We start from the raw sequence: 21,092 nt of genomic DNA, 5'->3' as shown, positions 1-21,092 counted from the left end.
ATGCGTGCTTTTGCCATCCTCGCCGCCGTGCCCCTTCTCGGCGCTGCTCCGGCCACTCCGGTCCGCCCAGCCGCCCCGATGCCGGTGCAAAGCCCTTATGCCGACAAGCGCTGCCCCGAGACCCCGATGAGCCTCGCCCGCAAGCAGGGCGAGCGGCTCGGCCCCCGCAAGCTCGGCAACCTGCCGCCGGCCCAGACCTTCATGGCGGTCGACCGCCGCGTCGATGGCTGCGCCGCGCCGATGACGATGCGAGGCCCGCACCGCGCGATGATCCGCGTGCGCCGGGCGGAGGAAGCGGATCACCCCGCCTGGGCGAGGATGCTGTCCCGGCTGGACGAGGGCACCGACCCCGCCGAATTCCGCAGCGAAATCGAGGAGTGGGTGCGCCTGCCCGAACCCTATGTCGCGTTCCTCGCCGAGGACGAAGCAGGCAATGCGATCGGGCTGATTGACGCCCGCGTGCGCAATTATGCCGAAGGGGCGCCGCACCTTCGCGCGGCTTACGTCGAGGATTTGTGGGTCGATCCGGCGCAGCGCGGGGCGGGGGTGGCGCGTGCGCTGCTCCGGGCCGTCGAAAACTGGGCGCGCGGCGAGGGGCTCGACTGGCTTGGCTCCGATACCTGGCCCGACAATGCGGCGAGCATCGCCTGGCATGCAGCCAACGGCTTTGCCGAAGTCGAGCGGCTGGTCGTCTTCGGCAAGCCGCTCTAGCCGGGGGGTGCACATCGCGCGACGCACCCGCTAAGGGCGGGCGCATGTCCAAGATGTTCCGAATCTCGCTTCCCGACGGCACCGTGCGGGAGATGCCGGAAGGCTCGACCCCGGCCGACGTCGCCGCGGCCATCGGGCCGGGCCTCGCCAAGGCGGCGCTCGCCGCGCGCGTGAATGGCGAGGTGCGCGATATCATGCGCCCGTTCGAAGAGGATGCCGAGCTCGCGCTGATCACCGCGCGCGACGAAAAGGACGCGCTGGAACTGGTCCGGCACGACTATGCCCACGTCCTCGCCGAAGCGGTGCAGAAGCTGTATCCCGGCACCCAGATCACCTTTGGTCCGGCAACCGACGACGGCTTCTATTACGACTTCGCGCCCGCCCCCGATCGTGGTCCGTTCACCGAGGAAGACCTGCCCGCGATCGAGGAAGCGATGCGCCGCGTCATCGCCGCCGACGAGCCGCTGATCCGCGAAGTGTGGAAGCGCGAGGATGTGCGCGATTTCTTCGCCCGCACCGGGGAGACCTTCAAATCCGAGTGGGTGATGGAGCTTCCGGCCGACCAGACCATAACCATGTATCGCTCCGGCAAGGGCGAGGATGCCTGGATGGACCTGTGCCGCGGGCCGCATCTGGCCAGCACCGGCAAGCTCGATCCGCAGGCGTTCAAGCTGACCCGCGTGTCGGGCGCTTACTGGCGCGGCGATCCCAAGAACCCGATGCTGAGCCGCATCTACGGGACGGCGTGGCTCAACAAGAAGCAGCTCGCCGAGCATCTGACGCGGCTCGAAGAAGCGGCCAAGCGCGATCATCGCAAGCTGGGCCAGGCGATGGATTTGTTCCACCTCCAGGCCGAAGCGCATGGCAGCGTCTTCTGGCACCCCAAGGGCTTCCTCATCTGGCGGCAGCTCGAGGCGTATATGCGCCGCAAGCTCGATGCCGCCGGCTATCACGAGGTCAAGACCCCGCAAGTGATGGATGCGCGCCAGTGGGAGAAGTCCGGCCACTGGGGCAAGTATCGCGAGAACATGTTCGTCATCCCCGACGAGGTGCCCAACACCGAGGACGAGGGGCCGCTGGTGTCGGACGACGCCGAGTGGATGGCGCTGAAGCCGATGAATTGCCCGGCGCACGTTTTGATCTTCAAGCAGGGCATCACCAGCTATCGCGAGTTGCCGCTTCGCATGGCCGAATTCGGCTGCTGCCACCGCAACGAGCCGCACGGCGCGCTGCACGGCATCATGCGGGTGCGCCAGTTTACGCAGGACGATGCCCACATCTTCTGCCGCGAGGATCAGTTGGTGCAGGAGGTGCGCGATTTCTGCGACCTGCTGGACGGCATCTATCGCGATCTCGGCTTCGATAAGTACGCGGTGAAACTGGCGCTGCGTCCGGAGAAGCGCTTCGGCAGCGAGGAGATGTGGGACAAGGCGGAGGCCGAACTGCGCGAGGCGGTGGTGTCGAGCGGCCGCGCGACGCCCGAGTTTGGGTGGGAAGAATTGCCGGGCGAGGGCGCTTTCTATGCGCCCAAGCTAGAATTCCACCTGACCGACGCGATCGGCCGGACTTGGCAGGTCGGCACCATCCAGTCCGACCGCGTGCTGCCGGAGCGGCTGGACGCCAGCTACATCGGCGAGGATGGCGAGCGCCACCGCCCGGTGATGCTCCACCGCGCCATCCTCGGCACGTTCGAGCGCTTCATCGGCATCCTGATCGAGCATTTCGCCGGCAATCTGCCGCTGTGGCTGACCCCGGTGCAGGCGGTGGTCGCGACCATCGTGTCGGATGCTGACGATTACGCCAACGAGGTCACCGCCAAGCTTCAGGCGGCGGGCTTCCGGGTCGAGGCCGATACGCGCAACGAGAAGATCAACTACAAGGTGCGCGAACACAGCCTCGCCAAGGTCCCGCTGCTGCTGGTCGTCGGCAAGCGCGAGGCGGAGGAAGGCACCGTCGCCGTGCGTCGCCTTGGCAGCGAAGAGCGCCAGCAGGTGCTGAGTCTCGACGAGGCGATGGCGATGCTGAAGGCCGAGGCAACTCCGCCGGACCTTCGCGCGGTCTAATTTTTCGCGGTCACCGCGTCGAAATAATGGTGCATGGTGGTGAGGCGCCCGTCGTCGCGGGCGCGGATCGCCTGCCTCGTCGCCTCGGCTTCCTCGCCGATCCGCACCAGCCGCTCCAGCGTCGGGCCGGCATAATCGCAGCGCTCGGTCGGGCGCGCGGTGCGGCAGCGGTCGAGGCAGGTGTCGATCAGTTCGGGCACGCGCTTTTCGCAGCTGATCATCAATTGCGCTTCGTCGGGGGTCAGCGCCGCCGAGCCGCGCTCGGCCAGCAGGGCGGCGATCCGCTCGCGCGCGACCCGCGCGGCTTCCCGCTGGCGCCGGTCTAGCAAGGCCGCAAGCCGCGCCCAGCGCGGATCGGGAATCGCCGAAAAGCCCGGCATCCCTTGCGTGAAGCTGCCGGCAAAACCGCGCGCGGTGCGCATCAGCCGGCGCGCCATCCGAATTCCGAGCCAGACCGCCAGCACCACCAGGGTCAGGAAGAACAGCAGTAGGCCGCCAAGAAACTCGAGCATCGTAATTCTTTCTCCGACTTCCTATGTAGGGAGAGTCGGCGAAGGCGACGAGAGGCGCGAATGACGCCACGCCGCCACAGGCCGCCACAAAATGCACGGGTGGTCGTGTCGCCCTCTTTTCAGGTGAGGGCGAAGGGCCTAGCTGGCACAGTTGTTCAATTACCAATGGAGATTGCGTTATACGTCCGCCAATGAGGCGCCCTCTGGCGCCGCCCCAGCTTTCCGGTCCTCGCTACAACGAATTCATCCAAAGCCAGAAGGTGCGGGTGATCGATGAAAACGGCGAGAACCTTGGCGTGATGTTTACGCGTGAAGCGATCGAGCAGGCTGCCGAAGTCGGGCTCGATCTGGTCGAGATCAGCCCGAATGCCGATCCGCCCGTCGCCAAATTCCTCGATATTGGCCGCTTCAAGTATGAAGCGCAGAAAAAGGCCAACGAGCAGCGCAAGCGGCAAAAGACGCAGGAGATCAAGGAGATCAAGATGCGTCCCAACATCGACGACCACGACTACGAGACCAAGATGAAGAAGGTCGTCGAGTTCCTGGGTGACGGGGACAAAGTCAAGGTCACTATGCGATTCCGTGGCCGCGAAATGGCGCATGGCCAGCTCGGTATGGCGGTGCTTCAGCGGGTTGCCTCGGAAACCGGCGAAATCGCCAAGGTCGAGGCCCATCCGCGGATGGAAGGTCGGCAAATGCTGATGGTGCTGTCACCCAAGTAACGGATGTGGCGGAAAAGCCATGAATTCTTCGTCGACCAGCTATTCCCGGCAGTAAGTACGTTAATGCCAGTGTGCGGTGCAGCATGACTATTTGCTGCACCGCATGATGTTGCTGCCCGGTAACATTTCGTTTTCTTCGCTCGATTGACTGTGTGGCCCGCTTCCCAAGAGCGGCGCGGCTGCTCTAGGCCCCTCCCTTACAGTTTTGTTAGGAGGGGTTCCTTCATGCGCAAGTCCATTTGGCTGCTTTCGGCGGGCCTGTTCGCCATTTCGACTCCGGCCTTCGCCCAGTCGACCGACACCGATCAGGGTGCCGCCCAGCCGACCGACGGCGCCACCGCCGAAGCGGCCGCGGTCGACAACACCGCCCAGCAGGCACCGAGCAGCGACAACGGCGACATCGTGGTCACCGCGACGCGCCGTAACGAAGCGCTGTCGGACGTTCCGCTGGCGGTCAGCGCCGTTACCGCAGAAAGCCTTGAGAATTCGGGCGTCACGGACCTTCGGCAGCTCCAGCAGCTGTCGCCCTCGCTGCAGGTTTCCTCGACCTCGTCCGAAGCCGGCGCGGGCGTGGCCCGTATCCGCGGCATCGGCACCGTCGGCGACAACCCCGGGCTCGAAAGCTCGGTCGCGACCTTTATCGACGGCGTTTATCGCTCGCGTACCGGCGTCGGCCTGTCGGAGCTTGGTCAGATCGACCGCGTCGAAGTGCTGCGCGGTCCGCAGGGCACGTTGTTCGGCCGCAACGCCTCGGCCGGCATCATCTCGGTCATCACCGCCAAGCCGCGCTTCCAGTTCGGCGCCAACGGCCAGATCGACATCGGCAACTACGACTTCCGCCGCCTGGAACTCGGCCTGACCGGTCCGCTCAGCTCCAACATCGCGGCCCGTGTCGACGGCGTGTACGTCAAGCGCGACGGCTTCGTCATCAATTCGATCACCGGCGAAGATGCCAACGATCGCAACCGCTACCTGCTGCGCGGCCAGCTCCTGTTCCAGCCGAGCGATGCGACCTCGGTACGCCTGATCGGCGACTTCGCCAAGCGTGACGAGACCTGCTGCGCCGCCTCCTACCTGCCTGCTACCGACGCGATCCTGTCCGGACGCACGACGTCGACCGCCAAGCCGCTGCTTCAGGCGCTGGGTGCGGTCATCAACGACGATACTTTCGCCCGCCGCGCCACTTGGACCCCGGGCTTCGGCTACCAGAGCGACGTTCGCGACTGGGGTGGATCGGGCGAGATCGTTCACGATTTCGGTGGTGCCGAACTGACCTCGATCACAGCCTATCGCTACAACAAGTACACACGCGGCACCGACGCCGACTACAACAACCTCGACATCCTTCACCGCGCGGCGGACGGCAACAGCTACAACCGCTTCAAGACCTTCACCCAGGAGCTTCGTCTCCAGGGCGAGGCCTTCAACGGCCGTCTCGACTGGCTGGTCGGTGGCTATTACGCCAACGAGAAGCTCAAGGTGTCGGACAACCTCAGCTTCGGTTCGGACTATGAGCGGTTCGCCAACTGCCTGCTGATCAACGGCGTCCTTCCGACCGCCCTCTCGCCGAGCCCGCTGGTGGGGTCGAGCTGCATCAACACCGCCGTCGCCACCGGCACGTTGACAGCGCTTCGCGCCGGCTCGGTCCCCGGCGTTACCGAAGCGCAGCGCCAGCAGCTGCTCGCCGTGCTTCCGGCGCTGCTCGCCAATCCGGCGCGTCCGGGCTTCGGCAGCATCGCTGCGGCGCTTGGTCAGCCGACTGGGACGCTGAACAATGCCGGCCTGCTCGACGTCTACGACCAGACCAGCAACAACCTGGCGCTGTTCACCCACAACATCTTCGACGTCACCGACCGCCTGAAGGTCACCCTCGGTCTGCGCTACACCCGCGAGACCAAGGAACTGGATGCGCGCTTCACCGACAACAACGTGATCTGCCGGTCGCTGCTCGGAAGCCCGCTGGCCGCGCTGCAGCAGCTCGCCTGCTTCAACCCGTCGGTTCCGGGCGGCAACGTCAACCCGGCCGAAAGCCGCAAGAAGGAGAGCGAATTCTCCGGCACCGCGGTGGTCAGCTACAAGCCGACCGACCAGCTGCTGGCCTATGCGAGCTATTCGCGCGGCTACAAGGGCGGCGGCTTCAACCTCGATCGAGCCGGCCTGGCGCGCCAGAACAACAACGGTCCGGTGCTTCCGACCGCGAGCCTCAACGGCCTGCAGTTCGCGCCCGAGATCAACAACGCCTACGAACTCGGCGCCAAGTTCAACGGCCGCGGCATCGACATCAACGTCGCCGCCTTCCTTCAGCGGTTCGAGGACTTCCAGCTCAACACCTTTGACGGCACCCGCTTCATCGTCGTCAACGTCAATGCCTGTAAGGCCGATCTTGGCGGTGCGGACCGTGACAACAGCCCGCTCACGGGTGGTTGCACTGGCGACACCAAGCCCGGCGTGACCAGCAAGGGCGTCGAGGTCGAGCTGTTCATGCGTCCGGTCACGGATGTCGCGATCAACCTCGGCACTACCTTCGTGAACACCCGCTATGCCAACAACCTGGTTGGCACAGACGGCAGTCCGCTGACCAACGCGCTGTTCCAGTTGCCGGGCCGCCGCCTGTCCAACAGCTCGGCGTTTGTCGGGACCGGCTCGATGAGCTTCAACCCGCGGATCACCGACAGCGGCATCCGCGCGTTGTTCTATGTCGATGCCCGCTACCAGTCGAAGTTCAACACCGGTTCGGATCTCGATCTCGAGAAGCTGCAGAACTCCTATGCGGTGGTGAATGGCCGTATCGGCATCCAGGGGCCGGATCGCCGCTGGGCGGTCGAACTGTGGGCGCAGAACCTCTTCAACGAGGATTATCTGCAGGTCGCGTTCGATGCCTTCGCGCAAGGCTCGGGCACGCAGCGCGGTGTCCAGCAGGGCTTCTACGCCCGTTCGAACCAGCTGTTCGGCGCCTTCCTCGCCGAGCCGCGCACTTACGGCCTGACGGTTCGCACGCGCCTCTGAGGCAAAGTCCTTTTGACAGGGGGAGGGCCTCGCGGGCGACCGCGGGGCCTTTTTCCTATTGGTCAGGCGGCGGCCGCATCCTGGCGGGGCTGGCTTGCGGCGGTGAGCAGGGCGGGGCGCAGCCGGGCAATCTCCTCGGCGGTCAGTTTGCGGCCCGTTTCGCTCGCAAGATAGAAGACGTCGACCGCGCGCTCCCCGAAGGTGGCGATATGCGCCGAATGGATCGCCACCTGCTGCTCGAAAATGGCGCGCGCCAGCGCGGCGACCAGGCCGGGACGATCGGCCGCTTGCACCTCGACCACCGTGAAACGGCGCGATGCACCCTCGGCAATGGTGATGGAGGGCGCGACCTCGAAGGCCGAAGGGGCGACTTCGGGAAGATCGGGCGGCGGTCCTGAGCCAAGCGCCGCGGTGACCGCCCTGGCGAGACGCTGGCGGCGGCGGCGGTCGCCATAGACCTGGCCCTGGCGGTCGTGGACCAGCAGATTGTCGAGCGCCATGCCGTCCCTGGTGGTGTGGATGCGCGCGTCGACGATCTCGGCACCGGCCGCCGCCAGCGCCGCCGCGATTCGGAAGAACAGGCCCGGCCGGTCGGCGGTATAGACCGTTACCCGGGTTGCGGCTTCGGTGCCCGGCTCGACCCGGACCGAGGGGTCGAGCGGCCCGGGGACGGCTTCGGCGGCAACGATCTGCCGCGCGTTGTCGAGCGCGATTTCGGGCGGTTCGGCCAGCCAATAGCTGTCGGGAAGGCGCCGCGCGTGCGCTTTCGCCGGTGCTTCCGCCCAGCCCAGCGCCCGCGACAGCTGGCCTTGGCGAAGCGCGATCTCTTCCGCCCGCCCGCGCTGCTTGTGCCCCAGCCGAAGTCGCTCCTCGGCCAGATCGTAGAGCGTGCGAATGAGCTTGCGCTTCCACTCGGTCCAGACGCCCGGCCCCACCGCCCTGATGTCCACCACGGTGAGGATCAGCAGCAGCCGCAGCCGCTCCGGGCTTTGCACCAGGGCAACGAAGTCGTCGATGGTCTTGGGGTCCGCCGGATCGCGCTTGAAGGCGGTGTGACTGAGCAGCAGATGATGGCGGACCAGCCAAGCAACCGTATCGGTCTCGCCGGGGTCGAGCCCGAAGCGCGGGCAAAGTTCTCGGGCGACCTGTTCGCCGAGGACGCTATGGTCGCCCTTGCGGCCCTTGGCGATGTCGTGGAGCAGCACCGCGACGTACAGCACGCGCCGCGATCCGATCTGCCGGAACAGGGCGGTGGCGAGTGGGTGGTCGTCGCCAAGCTCGCCCCGCTCGATCGCGGCGAGCAGGCCGACCGCCCGGATGGTGTGCTCGTCGACGGTGTAGTGGTGATACATGTCGAACTGCATCTGCGCGACGACGCGGCGGAAGTCGGGCACGAAGCGGCCGAAGACATTCGCTTCGTTCATCCAGCGCAGCACCAATTCGGGATGCTCGCGCGTGGTCAGCACGTCGAGGAACAGGGCGTTGGCTTGGGGATCGTCGCGGACCTGTTCGACCAGCCGCGCATCGCGGGTGGCGGCGCGCATCGCGCTGGGGTGAATTTCGAGCTTTTCGCGGGCGGCCAGCGCGAACAGCGCGAGCAGCCGGCGCGGGTCTTCGCGCAGGAAACGGTCGTGCGGCAGCGCCAGCCGACCGCGGCTGATGACGAACCCGCCGAGCCTGCGCGGGCGGCGGAGAAAGGTCGGCAGCGCGAAGCGGCGGCCCTTGTCGCCGAGCTGCTCGTCGAGCTGGGCGAGAAACTGGCCGGTCAGGTCGCCGACGCTGCGGGCCTGGAGGAAATACATGTGCATGAACCGCTCGACCGAGCTCTTGCCCGGGCGGTCGGCGTAGTTGAGCGCGGCCGCGAGTTCGCGCTGGTGGGCGAAGCTCATCCGTTCTTCGGCGCGCCCGGTCGCGAGGTGAAGAAGGAAACGGACCGACCAGTAGAAACGCTCGGCCCGGTCGAAGCGCGCGAATTCGGTAGGTGTCAGCAGCCCCGCGTCGACCAGTTCGGCGGAGATTCGGACGTCGCGGACATAGCGGCCGACCCACAACAGGGTCTGAAGATCGCGCAGCGCGCCCTTGCCGTTCTTGACGTTGGGCTCGACCAGATAGCGGCTGTCCCCGAATTTCTCGTGCCGGGCATCGCGCTCGGCGAGCTTGGCGGACACGAATTCGGCCGCGCTGCCGGCGACGATCTCATCGCGAAAGCGGGTGCGGGCGTCGTCGAACAGGGCGGCGTCGCCGTCGACCAGCCGCGATTCCAGCATCGCCGTGCGGACCGTCATGTCCTCGCGCGCCAGGTGAAGGAGTTCGGGAATGGTGCGGATCGCCTGGCCGATCTTCAGCTTGGCGTCCCACAAGGCGTAGAGCGTGGCTTCGATTACCTGCTCGCACCACGGCGTGCGCGGGGTGGGGGTCAGGAACATGAGGTCGATGTCGCTGAACGGCGCCATCTCGCCGCGCCCATAGCCGCCGAGCGCGACCAGGCTGACTCGTTCGGCCGCGGACGGGTTGGGATTGGGATAGGCCGCGCGGGCGTCGGCGAACGCCTGGCGCACGAGGCTGTCGGTGAATGCGGACACGAACGCCGCATGATCGCGGCCGCAGGTGGGGTCGGCCCGGACGCGGCGTTCCACTTCGGCGCGATACGCCGCGAGCCGGTCGGACAGGGAAGGCAGGTCGGCCATTGCGTTCCCTGTGTACCCAATCGCGCCTTGAACGGCGAGCCGACACTGCTAGCCTTGGCTTCGTCCCCGCCGACGAAGAGAAAGACAATTGTGTCCGATTGGCCGACCGTTCTTGCTTCGGCACTCGAGCGCCTGCGTCGCGGCGACCCGGGCGCGCGATCTTTTCTCGAAGAACAAGCGGTTCGTGCCGACGCGCCGCCACCCGTGTGGCTGCTGTTGGCCGAGGCACGCCGGGCCGGGGGCGACACGGCCGGCTGCGAAGCGGCGCTGGATCGCGCGCTTCAGCTTGATGGGCGGTTCGTCCAGGCCCTGCTCGCAAAGGGCGAATTGATCGCGGAGCGCGGGGACGATCGCGCGGCGGTAAGTTTTCTCTCGTTGGCTTTGTCGCAGGCGCCGGCAAATCCGCCGCCGGCGCTTGCCGAGCGTCTGACGCGGGCGCGCGGGCTCATTACCTCGGCCCAGAAGAGGTTCGGCGATCATCTCGAGCAGCGCCTTCGGGACGGGGGACTTGGCACGCGGCGACCGGAGCGGTTTTCGGAAGCGATCGCTATTCTCCAGGGAGAAGCGCCGGTCCAACTGCAGCAGCCGACCAGCTTTTTCTATCCCGGCTTGCCGCAGATCGCCTTTTACGACACCGCGGCTTTTCCGTGGATCGCCGACCTTGAAGCGGCGGCACCGGCGATGCGGCAGGAGGTCGAGGCTCTGCTCGGCGGGGATGGTTTCGCTCCTTATGTGCAGGGCGACGCCACCCGTGCCAACCGCGGGCATGCGTTGCTGGGCGACCCTCGCTGGAGCGCGCTTTACCTGTGGAAGGACGGCGCGGTCGTGCCGGAGAATGCGGCGCGCTGCCCGGCGACGATGCAGGCGCTGGAGGCGGCGCCGATTCCCATGATCACCGGCCGCGCGCCCAATATTCTGTTCTCACAGCTTCGCCCGCGCACCCACATCCCGCCGCACTGGGGAATGCTCAATACCCGGCTGATCTGCCACATTCCCCTGATCGTTCCAGAGGGTTGCCGCCTGAGGGTCGGCAATCACGTTCGGCAGGTCGAAGCGGGCAAGGGTCTGCTGTTCGACGATTCGATCGAGCATGAAGCCTTCAACGACAGCGACGAGACCCGCATCGTCCTGCTGCTCGAGGTGTGGAATCCAGCGCTTGATCCCGACGAACGCGCGGCGCTGTCGGTGATGTTCGAAGCGATCGGGCTTTACGGCGAAGGCTGAGCGAGCGTCTTTAGGCGGTACAGCGCCTCGAGCGCTTCGCGCGGGGTGAGCGCATCGGGGTCGATGTCGCCCAGCGCCTCGGCCAGCGGATCGGCCGGCTGTTCGCTCGCCGCCGCCGCGGCGAACAGCGGCAGGTCGTCGAGTCCCGCGGCAATCCCGCCGGTGGCATCGCGGCCCGCTTCGAGCTTCGCCAGCACCGATTTCGCGCGGGCGACGACCGTCGGCGGCAGCCCCGCCAGCCGCGCCACGGCGATACCGTAGCTGCGATCCGCCGCGCCCTCTGCGACTTCGTGCAGCAGGACCAGATCGCCCTTCCATTCGCGCGCGCGGACATTGTGCAGCGACAGGCACGGCAGTCGCCCGGCGAGGCGGGTGAGTTCGTGATAATGGGTCGCAAAGAGGGTGCGCGATTTCGCCTCGTCGTGCATTGCCTCGACCACCGCCCAGGCGATCGCGAGCCCGTCATAGGTTGAGGTGCCGCGCCCGATTTCGTCGAGGATGACCAGGCTGCGCTCCGTCGCTTGGGCGAGGATGGCGGCGGTTTCCACCATTTCGACCATGAAGGTCGAACGCCCGCGGGCGAGATTGTCGGACGCGCCGACACGGCTGAACAGGCGATCGACTAGGCCGACCTTTGCGCGGCTCGCCGGGACGAAGCTGCCGGCCTGCGCCAACAAGGCGATCAGTGCGACTTGCCGCAGGAAGGTCGATTTGCCGCCCATGTTGGGGCCAGTGATCAGCCACAGGCGGTCGCTGGCGCCAAGGCAGCAATCGTTGGCGACGAAGCGGTCGCCGCCTCGGGCCAGTGCGCGCTCGACCACCGGGTGGCGGCCGCCTTCGATCTCGAGGCAGGGCGTGTCATCGAGCGCAGGGCGGACCCAGCCGCCTTCGCTCGCTCGTTCGGCCAATGCGGCGGCGACGTCGATCCGGGCGAGCGCATCGGCGGTGGCGCTGATCGGCGCGGCTTCGGCCACGGCGGCGGCGGTCAGGCAAGCGAGATGGGCTTGCTCCAGCGTCAGCGCGCGGCCACCCGCTTCGAGCACGCGGCTCGCTTCCTCGTGCAGCGCCGGGCTGTTGAAGCGCACCGCGCCCGCCATCGTCTGGCGATGGGTGAAGCCGCTGTCGGGAGCGAGCAATTTGTCGGCGTGCTTGGCGGGTACTTCGACGTGATAGCCGAGGACGGCATTGTGCCGGATCTTGAGCGCGGTGACGCCGGTCGCTTCGCGGTAGCGGGCTTCCAGATCGGCAATCGCGCGGCGGCCGTCGCTGGAGGCCGAGCGGAGCGCGTCGAGTTCGGGGTCGAACCCTTCGGCGATGAACCCACCTTTGGCGGCATCGAGCGGCGGGCTGGGCACCAGGGCGTGGCCGAGCGCTCCGGTTAGCGCTTCGTGGCCGCCGAGCAGCGGCAGCAAGGTGTCGAGCAAGCGGGGTCGAAGCGCTTGCCCACCGAGGGTGGCGGCAAGCTCGGCCGCGCCGCCAAGGCCATCGCGTAGGGACGCTAGGTCGCGAGGGCCACCGCGGCCGGCGACCAGCCGCCCGAGCGCCCGGCCGAGATCGGGCAGGCTGCGCAAGGCGCTGCGCAGGCGGTCACGGCGGATCGGTTCTTCCGAGAACCAGGCGACGAGGTCGAGCCGGTCCTCGATCGCCGCGCGGTCGGTGAGCGGCGCGGCTAGGTCGCTGCCGAGCAGGCGGCGTCCCGCAGCGGTGACGCAGCGGTCGACTTCGCCGAGCAGCGACCCCGCGATTGCGCCTTCGGCAGTACGGCAGATTTCGAGGCTGGTGCGGGTCGCCGCATCGATCGCCATGTGCGCCGAACGCTGGACCCGGCGCGGCAGGCCGAGAAAGGCGGTCGCCTCGCGCTGGGTCGCGTCGAGATAGGCGAGCAGCCCGCCCGCCGCCGCCAGCTCGGCCCGTCCCGGGCTGCCGAGCCCGTCGAGATCGCCCAGTCCGAACCGCCGCTTCAGCGCCCGTTCCCCGCCCGCGCTGTCGAAGCCTTCGTAGCCCCAGCGTGCCTCGATCCCGGCAAGCGGCTCGCCGCCGATCACTTCGGCGGGCCCGAGCCGCGCCAGTTCGGCGGCAAGCTCGTCCCCGGCGCAGGCGACGAGTTCGAATCGCCCCGTCGAAATATCGCAGGCCGCGATGGCACAGTCGTCGCCCGCGCGCCCGACCGCCGCCAGCCAATTGGCCAAACCGCTGTCGAGCAGGGTGTCCTCGGTCAGCGTGCCCGGCGTCACCAGCCGGACGATCGCGCGCTCGACCAATGCCTTGGAGCCGCGCGCCTTGCGCGCTTCGGCCGGGCTTTCGATCTGCTCGGCGATGGCGACGCGGTGGCCGGCGCGGATCAGGCGGGCGAGATAGCTTTCGGCCGAGTGGCAAGGGACCCCGCACATCGGCACGCCGTCGCCGCGTTTGGTCAGCGCGATGTCGAGGCAGGCGGCGGCCGTCTTGGCGTCCTCGAAGAACAGTTCGAAGAAGTCGCCCATGCGGTAGAACAGCAAGGCGTCACCGGCCTCGTCCTTGAGGCGGTGATATTGCTGCATCATCGGGGTGTCGGCGTCGGCCCGGGCCATTTGGTCGGCTTAGCCCGACTTGATCGCCGGCGACACACTTTCGTTCGCCCTGAGCGAAGTCGAAGGGCATTGGCGCCCGCGTGCTTCGACTTCGCTCAGCACGAACGAAGTTGGGCTGCTTGCCGACTTGCGCTAGGGACGCCCCATGTCCGAAAGCAATGTGAAGTTTTCCGAAGCCGAGGCGCTGCATTTCCATTCGCGCGGCCGGCCTGGAAAGATCGAGATCGTCGCCTCCAAGCCGATGGCGACCCAGCGCGACCTTAGCCTCGCTTATTCGCCCGGGGTCGCGGTGCCGGTGCGGGCGATCGCCGAGAACCCGGCCTGCGCCTATGACTTCACCGCCAAGGGCAATCTTGTCGCGGTGATCTCCAACGGCACTGCCATTCTCGGCCTCGGCGATCTTGGCGCGCTGGCGTCCAAGCCGGTGATGGAAGGCAAGGCGGTGCTGTTCAAGCGTTTCGCCGACGTCGATTCGATCGATATCGAACTCGATACCCGTGATCCCGACGCCTTCATCAACGCGGTGGCGCTGATGGAGCCGAGCTTCGGCGGCATCAACCTCGAGGACATCGCTGCGCCCGACTGCTTCGTGATCGAGCAGACGCTGCGCGAACGGATGAACATTCCCGTGTTCCACGACGACCAGCACGGCACCGCGATCATCACTGCGGCGGGGCTAATCAACGCTTGCCTGCTGACCGGGCGCGAGCTCAAGGACATCAAGGTGGTGGTGAACGGCGCGGGCGCCGCCGCCATCGCCTGCACCGAGCTGATCAAGGCGATGGGCGTGCGCGGTGACAATGTCATCATGTGCGACCGCACGGGCGTCATCCACAAGGGCCGCGACGATCTCGACCAGTGGAAGAGCGCGCATGCGGTGGTTACCGAGCGGCGCAGTCTCGCCGATGCGCTGGTCGGGGCCGACGTGTTCCTCGGCCTGTCGGCAGCCAAGGCGCTGAAGCCCGAATGGGTGACCGACATGGCGCCGCAGCCGATCATTTTCGCGATGGCCAACCCGGACCCGGAGATTACCCCGCCCGAAGCCAAGGCCGCGCGTCCCGATGCGATCGTCGCCACCGGTCGGTCTGATTATCCGAACCAGGTCAACAACGTGCTCGGCTTCCCCTTCATCTTCCGCGGCGCGCTCGACGTGCGGGCGACTGCGATCAACGACGAGATGAAGATCGCCGCCGCCAATGCGCTTGCCGAACTGGCGCGCGAAGCGGTGCCGGAGGAAGTGGCGGCGGCCTATGGCGGGGTCAGCCAGCGCTTTGGCGCCGATTACATCATCCCCGCGCCGTTCGACCCGCGCCTGATGGAGGTGGTTCCCGCCGCTGTCGCCGAAGCCGCCATGCGGTCGGGCGTGGCGCAGCGGCCGATCGAGAATTTCGCGGCGTACCGCCAGTCGCTGCGGGCCCGGCTCAATCCGACGGTCAGCGTGCTCAGCCTGGCCTACGAAGCGGCCAAGACCAATCCCAAGCGCGTCCTGTTCGCCGAGGGCGAGGAACAGGTCGTTCTGCGGGCGGCGATCGCGTTCAAGGATGCGGGCTATGGAACGCCCGTGCTGGTCGGGCGCGAAGACGTCCACGACCGTTTGCGCGAGCTGGGAGTCGATGATCCGTCGGGCTTCGAAGTGCTCAACAGCCGCAACTCACCGCTGGTCGGGCGCGCGGTCGATCACCTTTATGGCCGCCTCCAGCGCCGCGGTTTCCTGCGGCGCGAGATCGAGCGGATGGTCAATCAGGACCGCAATTATTTCGCCGCGGCGATGCTGTCGCTGGGTGAGGCCGATGCGATGATCACCGGTGTCACCCGCCCGTTCAGCCAGTCGCTGCGGCAGGTGTCGATGGTTGTCGACCAGGAAGAAGGCGCGCCGCCGTTCGGGGTCAACATCGTGGTCGGCCAGAATCAGACGGTGCTGATCGCCGACACCGCAGTGACCGAGCGTCCGACCGCCGAGGACCTCGCCTCGATCGCCATTCGCTCTGCCGCCTTCGCTCGTCGCATGGGGCAGGAGCCGCGCGTGGCGTTTGTCAGCTACACGACCTTCGGCAATCCGCCGGGGGCTTATGTCGACAATCTGCGCGACGCGGTGCAGCTGCTCGACGAGCGGCAGTGCGATTTCGAATATGAAGGCGAAATGGCGCCCGATCTTGCGCTCAATCACGATATGCAGCGCAAATATTATCCGTTCAGCCGCCTCAACGGCCCGGCCAATATCCTGATCATGCCGGGTCTTCAGTCGGCCAGCCTGTCGGCCAAGCTGCTGCGCGCGCTGGGCGGGGAAAGCGTGATCGGGCCGTTCCTGATCGGCATGAAGCTGCCGGTGCAGATCGCCCCGATGACCGCCGGCGCAAGCGATCTCGTGACTTTGGCGGTGCTCGCCGCAGGCGCGGTCGAGCGGGCGCGCGGGCGGGGTTAGACCCGCTCGACGCTGGACACGGCGTCGGCGGCTCGAAGCGCGGCCATGATCGTGTGGAGGTGCGCGAGGTCGTGCACTTCCACGTCAACGTGGAAGGTATGGAACGACCCGTCGCGGTGGACTTGCGCCAGATTGATAATGTTGGCGCCTTTCGCGCCAAGCGTCGTCGCCATGGTGCCGAGCGCGCCCGCCACGTCGCGCAGGATGATGCACAGCCGCGCGGTGGCGCCGTCCGAATCGTCGCTCCAGCTGAGGTCGAGCCAGTCGGCGTCGATTCCGCTGGCGAGAAGGTCGCAGCCGATCGCGTGGACCTCGATCTCCTCATCCTCGCGGCGCAGGCCGACGATCCGATCGCCGGGAATAGGGTGGCAGCAGGGTGCGAGGTGGAAAGCGACACCCGGGGTAAGCCCGCGGATCGAAATGGCGCGGCGCTGGGACGACGGGCGCGGCGCGACGTCGCCTCCGGTCGATCCCGGCATCAGCGCTTCCATCAGCGCGTCGTCGCCGATCCGCTTGCGCGCGATGGCGATCATCAGCGCGTCTTCGTCCTCGATCTTGAGCTTCTTCAGCGCCCGGGGCAGCGCTTCCTTGGATAGCGGCGCGGGCAGGCGGGCCACGATCTCGTCGTAGATCTTGGCGCCGAGCTCGACCGTTTCGTCGCGCTCCTTGTGGCGGACGAAACGGCGCACCGCCGACCGCGCCTTGCCGGTCGCGACGAAGCGCAGCCACGAGGGCTGGGGCGTCTGCGCGTCGCTGGTCAGGATCTCCACCTGGTCGCCATTGTCGAGCAGGGTGCGGAGCGGGACCACGCGGCCGTTGACCTTGGCCCCGACCGTCTTGTCGCCGAGCCGGGTGTGGACGGCGTAAGCGAAATCGACCGGGGTTGCGCCCTTGGGCATCTGGATCAGCTCGCCCTTGGGCGTGAAGGCGAAGATCCGGTCCTGGTACATCGCCATCCGGGTATGCTCGAGCAGCTCCTCGGGGCTGTCGGCATGATCGAGGATCTCGACCAGATCGTCGATCCACGGCACGTGAATGTCGGCGGCGGGCTTGCCTTCCTTGTAGGCCCAGTGGGCGGCGAGGCCCTTTTCGGCCTGGAGGTGCATCTCGCGCGTGCGGATCTGCACCTCGATCCGCATCTTGCTGTCGTGAATGACCGAGGTGTGGATGCTGCGATAGCCGTTGCGTTTGGGGGTCGAGATGAAGTCCTTGAAGCGGCCCGGGACCATCGGCCAGCGGCGCTGGATCAGGCCCAGCGCGCGATAGCATTGGTCGACATCGTCGACGATCACGCGGAAGGCCATGACGTCGGACAATTGCTCGAAACTGATGTGGCGCTCGGCCATCTTGCGCCAGATCGAATAGGGATGCTTCTCGCGCCCCGTGACTTCGGCTTCGAGGCCATTGTCGGCGAGGTGCAGCTGAAGCCCGAGCCCGATCCGGCTGACGATATCGCCGCCCTCGGCGTGGAGCTGCGACAGGCGGCGGGTGATCGAGGCATAGGCGTCGGGCTCCAGTTGCCGGAAGGCCAGCGTCTGCATCTCGTTCATGATCTCGTACATGCCGATCCGCTCGGCGAGCGGGGCATAGATATCCATCGTCTCGCGGGCGATGCGGCGGCGCTTGTCCTCCTTCTGGATGTGATGAAGCGTGCGCATGTTGTGGAGGCGGTCGGCGAGCTTCACCAGCAGCACGCGAATGTCGCCGCTAAGCGCGAGGAGAAACTTGCGGAGGTTCTCGGCGGCCCGCTCGTTTTCCGATTGTGCTTCGATCTTGCTGAGCTTGGTCACCCCGTCGACCAGCCGCGCGACATTGGCGCCGAACAAGCGCTCCACCTCGTCGGGGGTGGCGACAGTGTCTTCGATCGTGTCGTGCAGGATGCCGGTGACGATCGTCTCGTCGTCGAGCTTCAAGTCGGTGAGAATGCCCGCCACCTCGATCGGGTGGCTGAAATAAGGATCGCCCGACGCGCGGGTTTGCGATCCGTGCGCCTTCATCGAGAAGACATAGGCGCGATTGATCAGCGCCTCGTCGGCGTCGGGATCATAGGAGCGTACCCGCTCCACCAGCTCATATTGTCTCAGCACCGTCTCTAGATGGGACCAGCGCCCGTCATGTTGCAAGCGCGAAGTGGTGCGACTTTGGCGCAACAGACGTGCGACCGTGTCGTGGCCTGCTGGCATGCCTCTGAAAATTATGCTTGTTTCCGCCCGGCTCAACGATGGGGGAAGTCGAGTGGCAGGGCGTGATGTGGGTTTGGTGCAAGCGTTTCAGGCCACCTCGGATGCCTGTCCCATTCCCGAAGCGGTGGCGGTCATCGGCGAGCGCTGGACCTGCCTGATCATCCGCGCCTCGATGCTCGGCCTGCGGCATTTCGAGGAATTCCAGTCCTGCCTCGGTATCGCCCGCAACATTCTGTCCGACCGGCTGGGGCGGTTGGTCAGCGCCGGAATCCTGGCTCGTTCGCCCGATCCCGAGGACGGGCGCAAGGTGATCTACGGCCTGACGGAACGCGGTGCGGCGTTGGTCCCGGTGATGGTCGCGCTGCGCCAATGGGCGCTCGATGCGGGGCTTGGCAAACCGGGTCATCCGGAGCTGGCCGATCGCCGCGACCGCAAGCCGGTGGCGCGGATCACTGTGCATGCGCACGACGGTCGTCAGCTGGACATCGAGGATCTGGTCTGGATCGGCTCGGACGGCGCCGAATTGCAGATGCCCTCGCCGCCGCGCGCGCGGCAGGTCGCGGCCTGACCGGAATGCGCCGCGGCCCAGGACCGCGGCGCGATTAATCCTTACTCGTAATCGCCGCCCGACGGGGTCGGACGCGGCGGCGCGGCAGCGGTGAGACGCAGCGCTTCGGCCGATTCGCTGAGCGAGGCCAGTTCGTCGGTCGCGTCTTCCTCGTCGATCTGGACGCGCTGCAGGCTCGACACCAGGGCCTCGTTCAGTTCCTTGGGACGAACGGTTTCCTCGGCGATCTCGCGCAGGGCCACGACCGGATTCTTATCGCGGTCGCGATCGATGGTGAGATCGGCGCCGCCCGAGATCTGCCGTGCGCGCTGGGCGGCAAGCAGAACGAGATCGAAACGGTTCGAAACCTTGTCGACGCAATCTTCGACGGTGACGCGTGCCATCAGGCGTGGCCTTCCATGAGGTGCAAAGCTGAAAAGAGAAGGGTGGGGACCTAGGTCGTTACCCCTGCGAAGTCAAGGAAAGCGGCTCGGTCCCGCCTCTGTCGGCCATCACGGCGTCGACGGGGTTGCGTGCGTCGCACGGCGCTTTACCGATGGTTTGCATGCACGACCTTGCCGAGCCGCCGGTCGCCTCGTCCTCCGCGATCCACGTGGACGTGGCGGGAACGCGCCTGACACTGATCGAAGGCGGGTCGGAACGGTTGCGGCTGCTACTGCGGATGATCGAAGGGGCAAAAAAGTCGATCCGGCTGCTGTTCTACATGATGGACGCCGACGCGGTGGGCGAAGCCGTGCGCGACGCTTTGGTGCGGGCGGCGCAGCGGGGCTGCACCGTCAACGTCATCCTCGACGGCTTCGGGTCCGACATCCCGTCCGACTTCTTCGACCCGCTGAAAGGGGCGGGGGGCAAGAGCTGTCTGTTCAATCCGCGGATCGGCGTCCGCTATCTCCTGCGCAATCATCAGAAGCTGGTGGTGATCGACGACAAGGAAGCGATCACGGGCGGCGCCAACCTCACGGTCGATTACATGAGCGACCATTCGGACGAGCGGTGGCGCGACCTGTGGCTGCACATCGAAGGCGCCGCGGTGCGCCCGGCCGCGCGCTATTTCGATGCGCTTCATGGCTGGACCGTGCGCAAGGGTCCCAAGCTGCGTGAACTGCGCCGGATCCTGCACCGGCATACCCAGCGCAAGGGGGCGCTGCAGTGGCAATATACGGGGCCGGTCCGGCGCGGGCATCCGTGGACCTTCGGTATCGCCCGCGATCTTCACGCGGCGGGCCGGCTGGACATGATCTCGGCCTATTTCTCGCCGCCGTTCGCGATGCTTCGGCGGCTCCGCCGGCTCGGCCGCCGCGGCGAGGTGCGGATCGTCACTGCGGCAAGGTCGGACAACAATGCCACCATCGCCGCTGCCCGGCATACCTATCGCCGCCTGCTTAGTCACCGGGTGCGAATGTTCGAATATCAGCCCGAGAAATTGCACACCAAGTTGCTGATCCTCGACGACGTGGTGCACATCGGGTCGGCCAATTTCGATTTCCGCAGCCTGTATCTCAACCTCGAGATGATGCTGCGGATCGAGGATGCGGGCTTTGCGGCGCAGATGCGGGGCTTTTTCGAAGGCGAGCTGGCCAAGTGCCAGGAAATTACCCCGGCGCTGCATCGCGAGCGGGCGCATTGGTGGCGCCGGTTGAAGTGGGCGCTCTCCAATTTCCTGGTGACCGCGGTGGATTATACCGTGACGCGGCGGCTGAACTTCGGACCCGAGGGCTGAAGCTCAGGCCTCGTTGCGCCACGCCCAGAACAGGGTCGCCGGGGGCACGTTGACCCATTCAAAGCCGCGGTCGAGGCGGTCGAACACGGGGGCGATGAAGTCGCGGACCTTGGGGCTGAACTGATAAACAAGGAACGCGCCGCCCGGCCGGATCGCGCGTGCGGTGGCAGCGCCGATGGCATCGCCGACGCCCGGCGGCAGGGTCGAGAAGGGCAGGCCCGAGAGGATATAGTCGGCGTGGCCGAGCCCGCGTTCTTCCAGCACCTTTTCGACGTCGGCGGCGCTGGCGGTGATCGCGATCAGCCGCGGATCGTCGATGCTTTCCTTGAGGAAAGCGGTGAATTCAGGATTGGTGTCGATGGTGACCAGCCGCGCATCTTCGGGCAGGCGATCAAGAATGATGCGGGTGAAGGTGCCGACGCCCGGGCCATATTCGACGAACAGCCGGGTGTTCGGCCAATCGACCGGACCCAGCATCTTGTCGATCAAACGGCGGCTCGACGGGATGACGGAGCCGACCATGACCGGGTTCTTGAAGAAACCGCGGAGGAAGGCGAGTCGCTCGGAGCCGTTCCGACGGCGGCGATCATGACGGCGCCGTTCCTTGAGCGCGCGGGCGGACGTGGCTTGCATGGGGGCTCCGGCTAAAGTGTCCGCGGACGGCTGGCAATGGCTCCAAGCAAATGCCTGCCGCCTTGGCAAGT

The 21,092-nt window shown here is 66.7% G+C and carries 14 protein-coding genes; 8 read left to right on the top strand and 6 right to left on the bottom strand.

The features are described 5' to 3' along the window. Positions 1-711 carry a GNAT family N-acetyltransferase gene (locus V6R86_RS03005; protein ID WP_338501981.1) on the top strand — a complete coding sequence of 237 codons (711 nt, stop codon included), beginning with the start codon at positions 1-3 and terminating at the stop codon, positions 709-711. A gap of 44 nt (positions 712-755) precedes the next feature. Next, positions 756-2,774: a threonine--tRNA ligase gene (gene thrS, locus V6R86_RS03000; RefSeq protein WP_338501979.1), complete on the top strand. Its 2,019-nt coding sequence runs from the start codon at positions 756-758 to the stop codon at positions 2,772-2,774. On the opposite strand, the gene V6R86_RS02995 is transcribed toward thrS, so the two are convergent. Continuing rightward, positions 2,771-3,286 (bottom strand): hypothetical protein, encoded by a 516-nt coding sequence (locus V6R86_RS02995; RefSeq protein ID WP_338501977.1) that lies wholly within the window; start codon positions 3,284-3,286, stop codon positions 2,771-2,773. The two genes, thrS and V6R86_RS02995, sit on opposite strands and share 4 nt — an antisense overlap. Before the next feature lie 191 nt (positions 3,287-3,477). Here V6R86_RS02995 and infC point away from each other — a divergent pair, with 191 nt between their 5' ends. Together infC and V6R86_RS02985 are read left to right on the top strand one after the other, a co-directional pair. Further along, positions 3,478-4,008, top strand: coding sequence for a translation initiation factor IF-3 (infC, locus tag V6R86_RS02990; RefSeq protein WP_338501974.1), 531 nt, complete (start codon positions 3,478-3,480; stop codon positions 4,006-4,008). 225 nt (positions 4,009-4,233) lie between these two features. Further along, positions 4,234-7,014, top strand: coding sequence for a TonB-dependent receptor (locus tag V6R86_RS02985; protein ID WP_338501972.1), 2,781 nt, complete (start codon positions 4,234-4,236; stop codon positions 7,012-7,014). A gap of 62 nt (positions 7,015-7,076) precedes the next feature. Here the strand turns inward: V6R86_RS02985 and V6R86_RS02980 are convergent, their stop codons facing one another. After that, positions 7,077-9,701 carry a [protein-PII] uridylyltransferase gene (locus V6R86_RS02980; RefSeq protein ID WP_338501971.1) on the bottom strand — a complete coding sequence of 875 codons (2,625 nt, stop codon included), beginning with the start codon at positions 9,699-9,701 and terminating at the stop codon, positions 7,077-7,079. A 90-nt stretch (positions 9,702-9,791) separates the two neighbouring features. Between V6R86_RS02980 and V6R86_RS02975 the strand changes: the two genes are divergently transcribed. Further along, complete coding sequence (locus tag V6R86_RS02975; RefSeq protein ID WP_338501968.1) at positions 9,792-10,925, top strand: aspartyl/asparaginyl beta-hydroxylase domain-containing protein; 1,134 nt, start codon at positions 9,792-9,794, stop codon at positions 10,923-10,925. Here V6R86_RS02975 and mutS read toward each other — a convergent pair. Continuing rightward, positions 10,910-13,495: a DNA mismatch repair protein MutS gene (mutS, locus tag V6R86_RS02970; protein ID WP_338501965.1), complete on the bottom strand. Its 2,586-nt coding sequence runs from the start codon at positions 13,493-13,495 to the stop codon at positions 10,910-10,912. The genes V6R86_RS02975 and mutS overlap by 16 nt on opposite strands. 145 nt (positions 13,496-13,640) lie before the next feature. On the opposite strand from mutS, the gene V6R86_RS02965 reads away from it, so the two are divergent. After that, positions 13,641-15,917: an NADP-dependent malic enzyme gene (locus V6R86_RS02965; RefSeq protein WP_338501962.1), complete on the top strand. Its 2,277-nt coding sequence runs from the start codon at positions 13,641-13,643 to the stop codon at positions 15,915-15,917. On the opposite strand, the gene V6R86_RS02960 is transcribed toward V6R86_RS02965, so the two are convergent. Then, entirely contained in the window at positions 15,914-18,004 is a 2,091-nt protein-coding gene (locus V6R86_RS02960; protein ID WP_338501959.1) for a bifunctional (p)ppGpp synthetase/guanosine-3',5'-bis(diphosphate) 3'-pyrophosphohydrolase, read from the bottom strand. The two genes, V6R86_RS02965 and V6R86_RS02960, sit on opposite strands and share 4 nt — an antisense overlap. A gap of 148 nt (positions 18,005-18,152) precedes the next feature. Between V6R86_RS02960 and V6R86_RS02955 the strand changes: the two genes are divergently transcribed. Next, positions 18,153-18,668, top strand: coding sequence for a helix-turn-helix domain-containing protein (locus tag V6R86_RS02955; RefSeq protein WP_338501957.1), 516 nt, complete (start codon positions 18,153-18,155; stop codon positions 18,666-18,668). A gap of 41 nt (positions 18,669-18,709) precedes the next feature. Here V6R86_RS02955 and rpoZ read toward each other — a convergent pair whose 3' ends face one another. Next, on the bottom strand, positions 18,710-19,051 hold the full coding sequence (gene rpoZ, locus V6R86_RS02950) for a DNA-directed RNA polymerase subunit omega (RefSeq protein WP_338501954.1): 342 nt from the start codon (positions 19,049-19,051) through the stop codon (positions 18,710-18,712). A 161-nt stretch (positions 19,052-19,212) separates the two neighbouring features. Here rpoZ and V6R86_RS02945 point away from each other — a divergent pair, with 161 nt between their 5' ends. After that, on the top strand, positions 19,213-20,388 hold the full coding sequence (locus V6R86_RS02945) for a phosphatidylserine/phosphatidylglycerophosphate/cardiolipin synthase family protein (protein WP_338501951.1): 1,176 nt from the start codon (positions 19,213-19,215) through the stop codon (positions 20,386-20,388). A 3-nt stretch (positions 20,389-20,391) separates the two neighbouring features. On the opposite strand, the gene V6R86_RS02940 is transcribed toward V6R86_RS02945, so the two are convergent. Continuing rightward, a complete protein-coding gene (locus tag V6R86_RS02940) occupies positions 20,392-21,021 on the bottom strand; it encodes a methyltransferase (RefSeq protein ID WP_338501948.1) in 630 nt (209 codons plus the stop codon). Positions 21,022-21,092 lie beyond the last annotated feature (71 nt).

Source organism: Sphingomonas kaistensis (genome assembly GCF_036884275.1).
Taxonomy (GTDB): domain Bacteria; phylum Pseudomonadota; class Alphaproteobacteria; order Sphingomonadales; family Sphingomonadaceae; genus Sphingomicrobium; species Sphingomicrobium kaistense_A.
The sequence above is the reverse complement of the archived record's forward strand: the minus strand, read 5'-3'. Positions and strand labels throughout refer to the sequence as shown.

Excerpts from the sequence above, each read along its gene's own strand:
- V6R86_RS03005 (WP_338501981.1), top strand. The coding sequence starts at position 1 with ATGCGTGCTTTTGCCATCCTCGCCGCCGTGCCCCTTCTCGGCGCTGCT.
- thrS (WP_338501979.1), top strand. The coding sequence starts at position 756 with ATGTCCAAGATGTTCCGAATCTCGCTTCCCGACGGCACCGTGCGGGAG.
- V6R86_RS02995 (WP_338501977.1), bottom strand. The coding sequence starts at position 3,286 with ATGCTCGAGTTTCTTGGCGGCCTACTGCTGTTCTTCCTGACCCTGGTG.
- infC (WP_338501974.1), top strand. The coding sequence starts at position 3,478 with ATGAGGCGCCCTCTGGCGCCGCCCCAGCTTTCCGGTCCTCGCTACAAC.
- V6R86_RS02985 (WP_338501972.1), top strand. The coding sequence starts at position 4,234 with ATGCGCAAGTCCATTTGGCTGCTTTCGGCGGGCCTGTTCGCCATTTCG.
- V6R86_RS02980 (WP_338501971.1), bottom strand. The coding sequence starts at position 9,701 with ATGGCCGACCTGCCTTCCCTGTCCGACCGGCTCGCGGCGTATCGCGCC.
- mutS (WP_338501965.1), bottom strand. The coding sequence starts at position 13,495 with ATGGCCCGGGCCGACGCCGACACCCCGATGATGCAGCAATATCACCGC.
- V6R86_RS02965 (WP_338501962.1), top strand. The coding sequence starts at position 13,641 with ATGTCCGAAAGCAATGTGAAGTTTTCCGAAGCCGAGGCGCTGCATTTC.
- rpoZ (WP_338501954.1), bottom strand. The coding sequence starts at position 19,051 with ATGGCACGCGTCACCGTCGAAGATTGCGTCGACAAGGTTTCGAACCGT.
- V6R86_RS02945 (WP_338501951.1), top strand. The coding sequence starts at position 19,213 with ATGCACGACCTTGCCGAGCCGCCGGTCGCCTCGTCCTCCGCGATCCAC.
- V6R86_RS02940 (WP_338501948.1), bottom strand. The coding sequence starts at position 21,021 with ATGCAAGCCACGTCCGCCCGCGCGCTCAAGGAACGGCGCCGTCATGAT.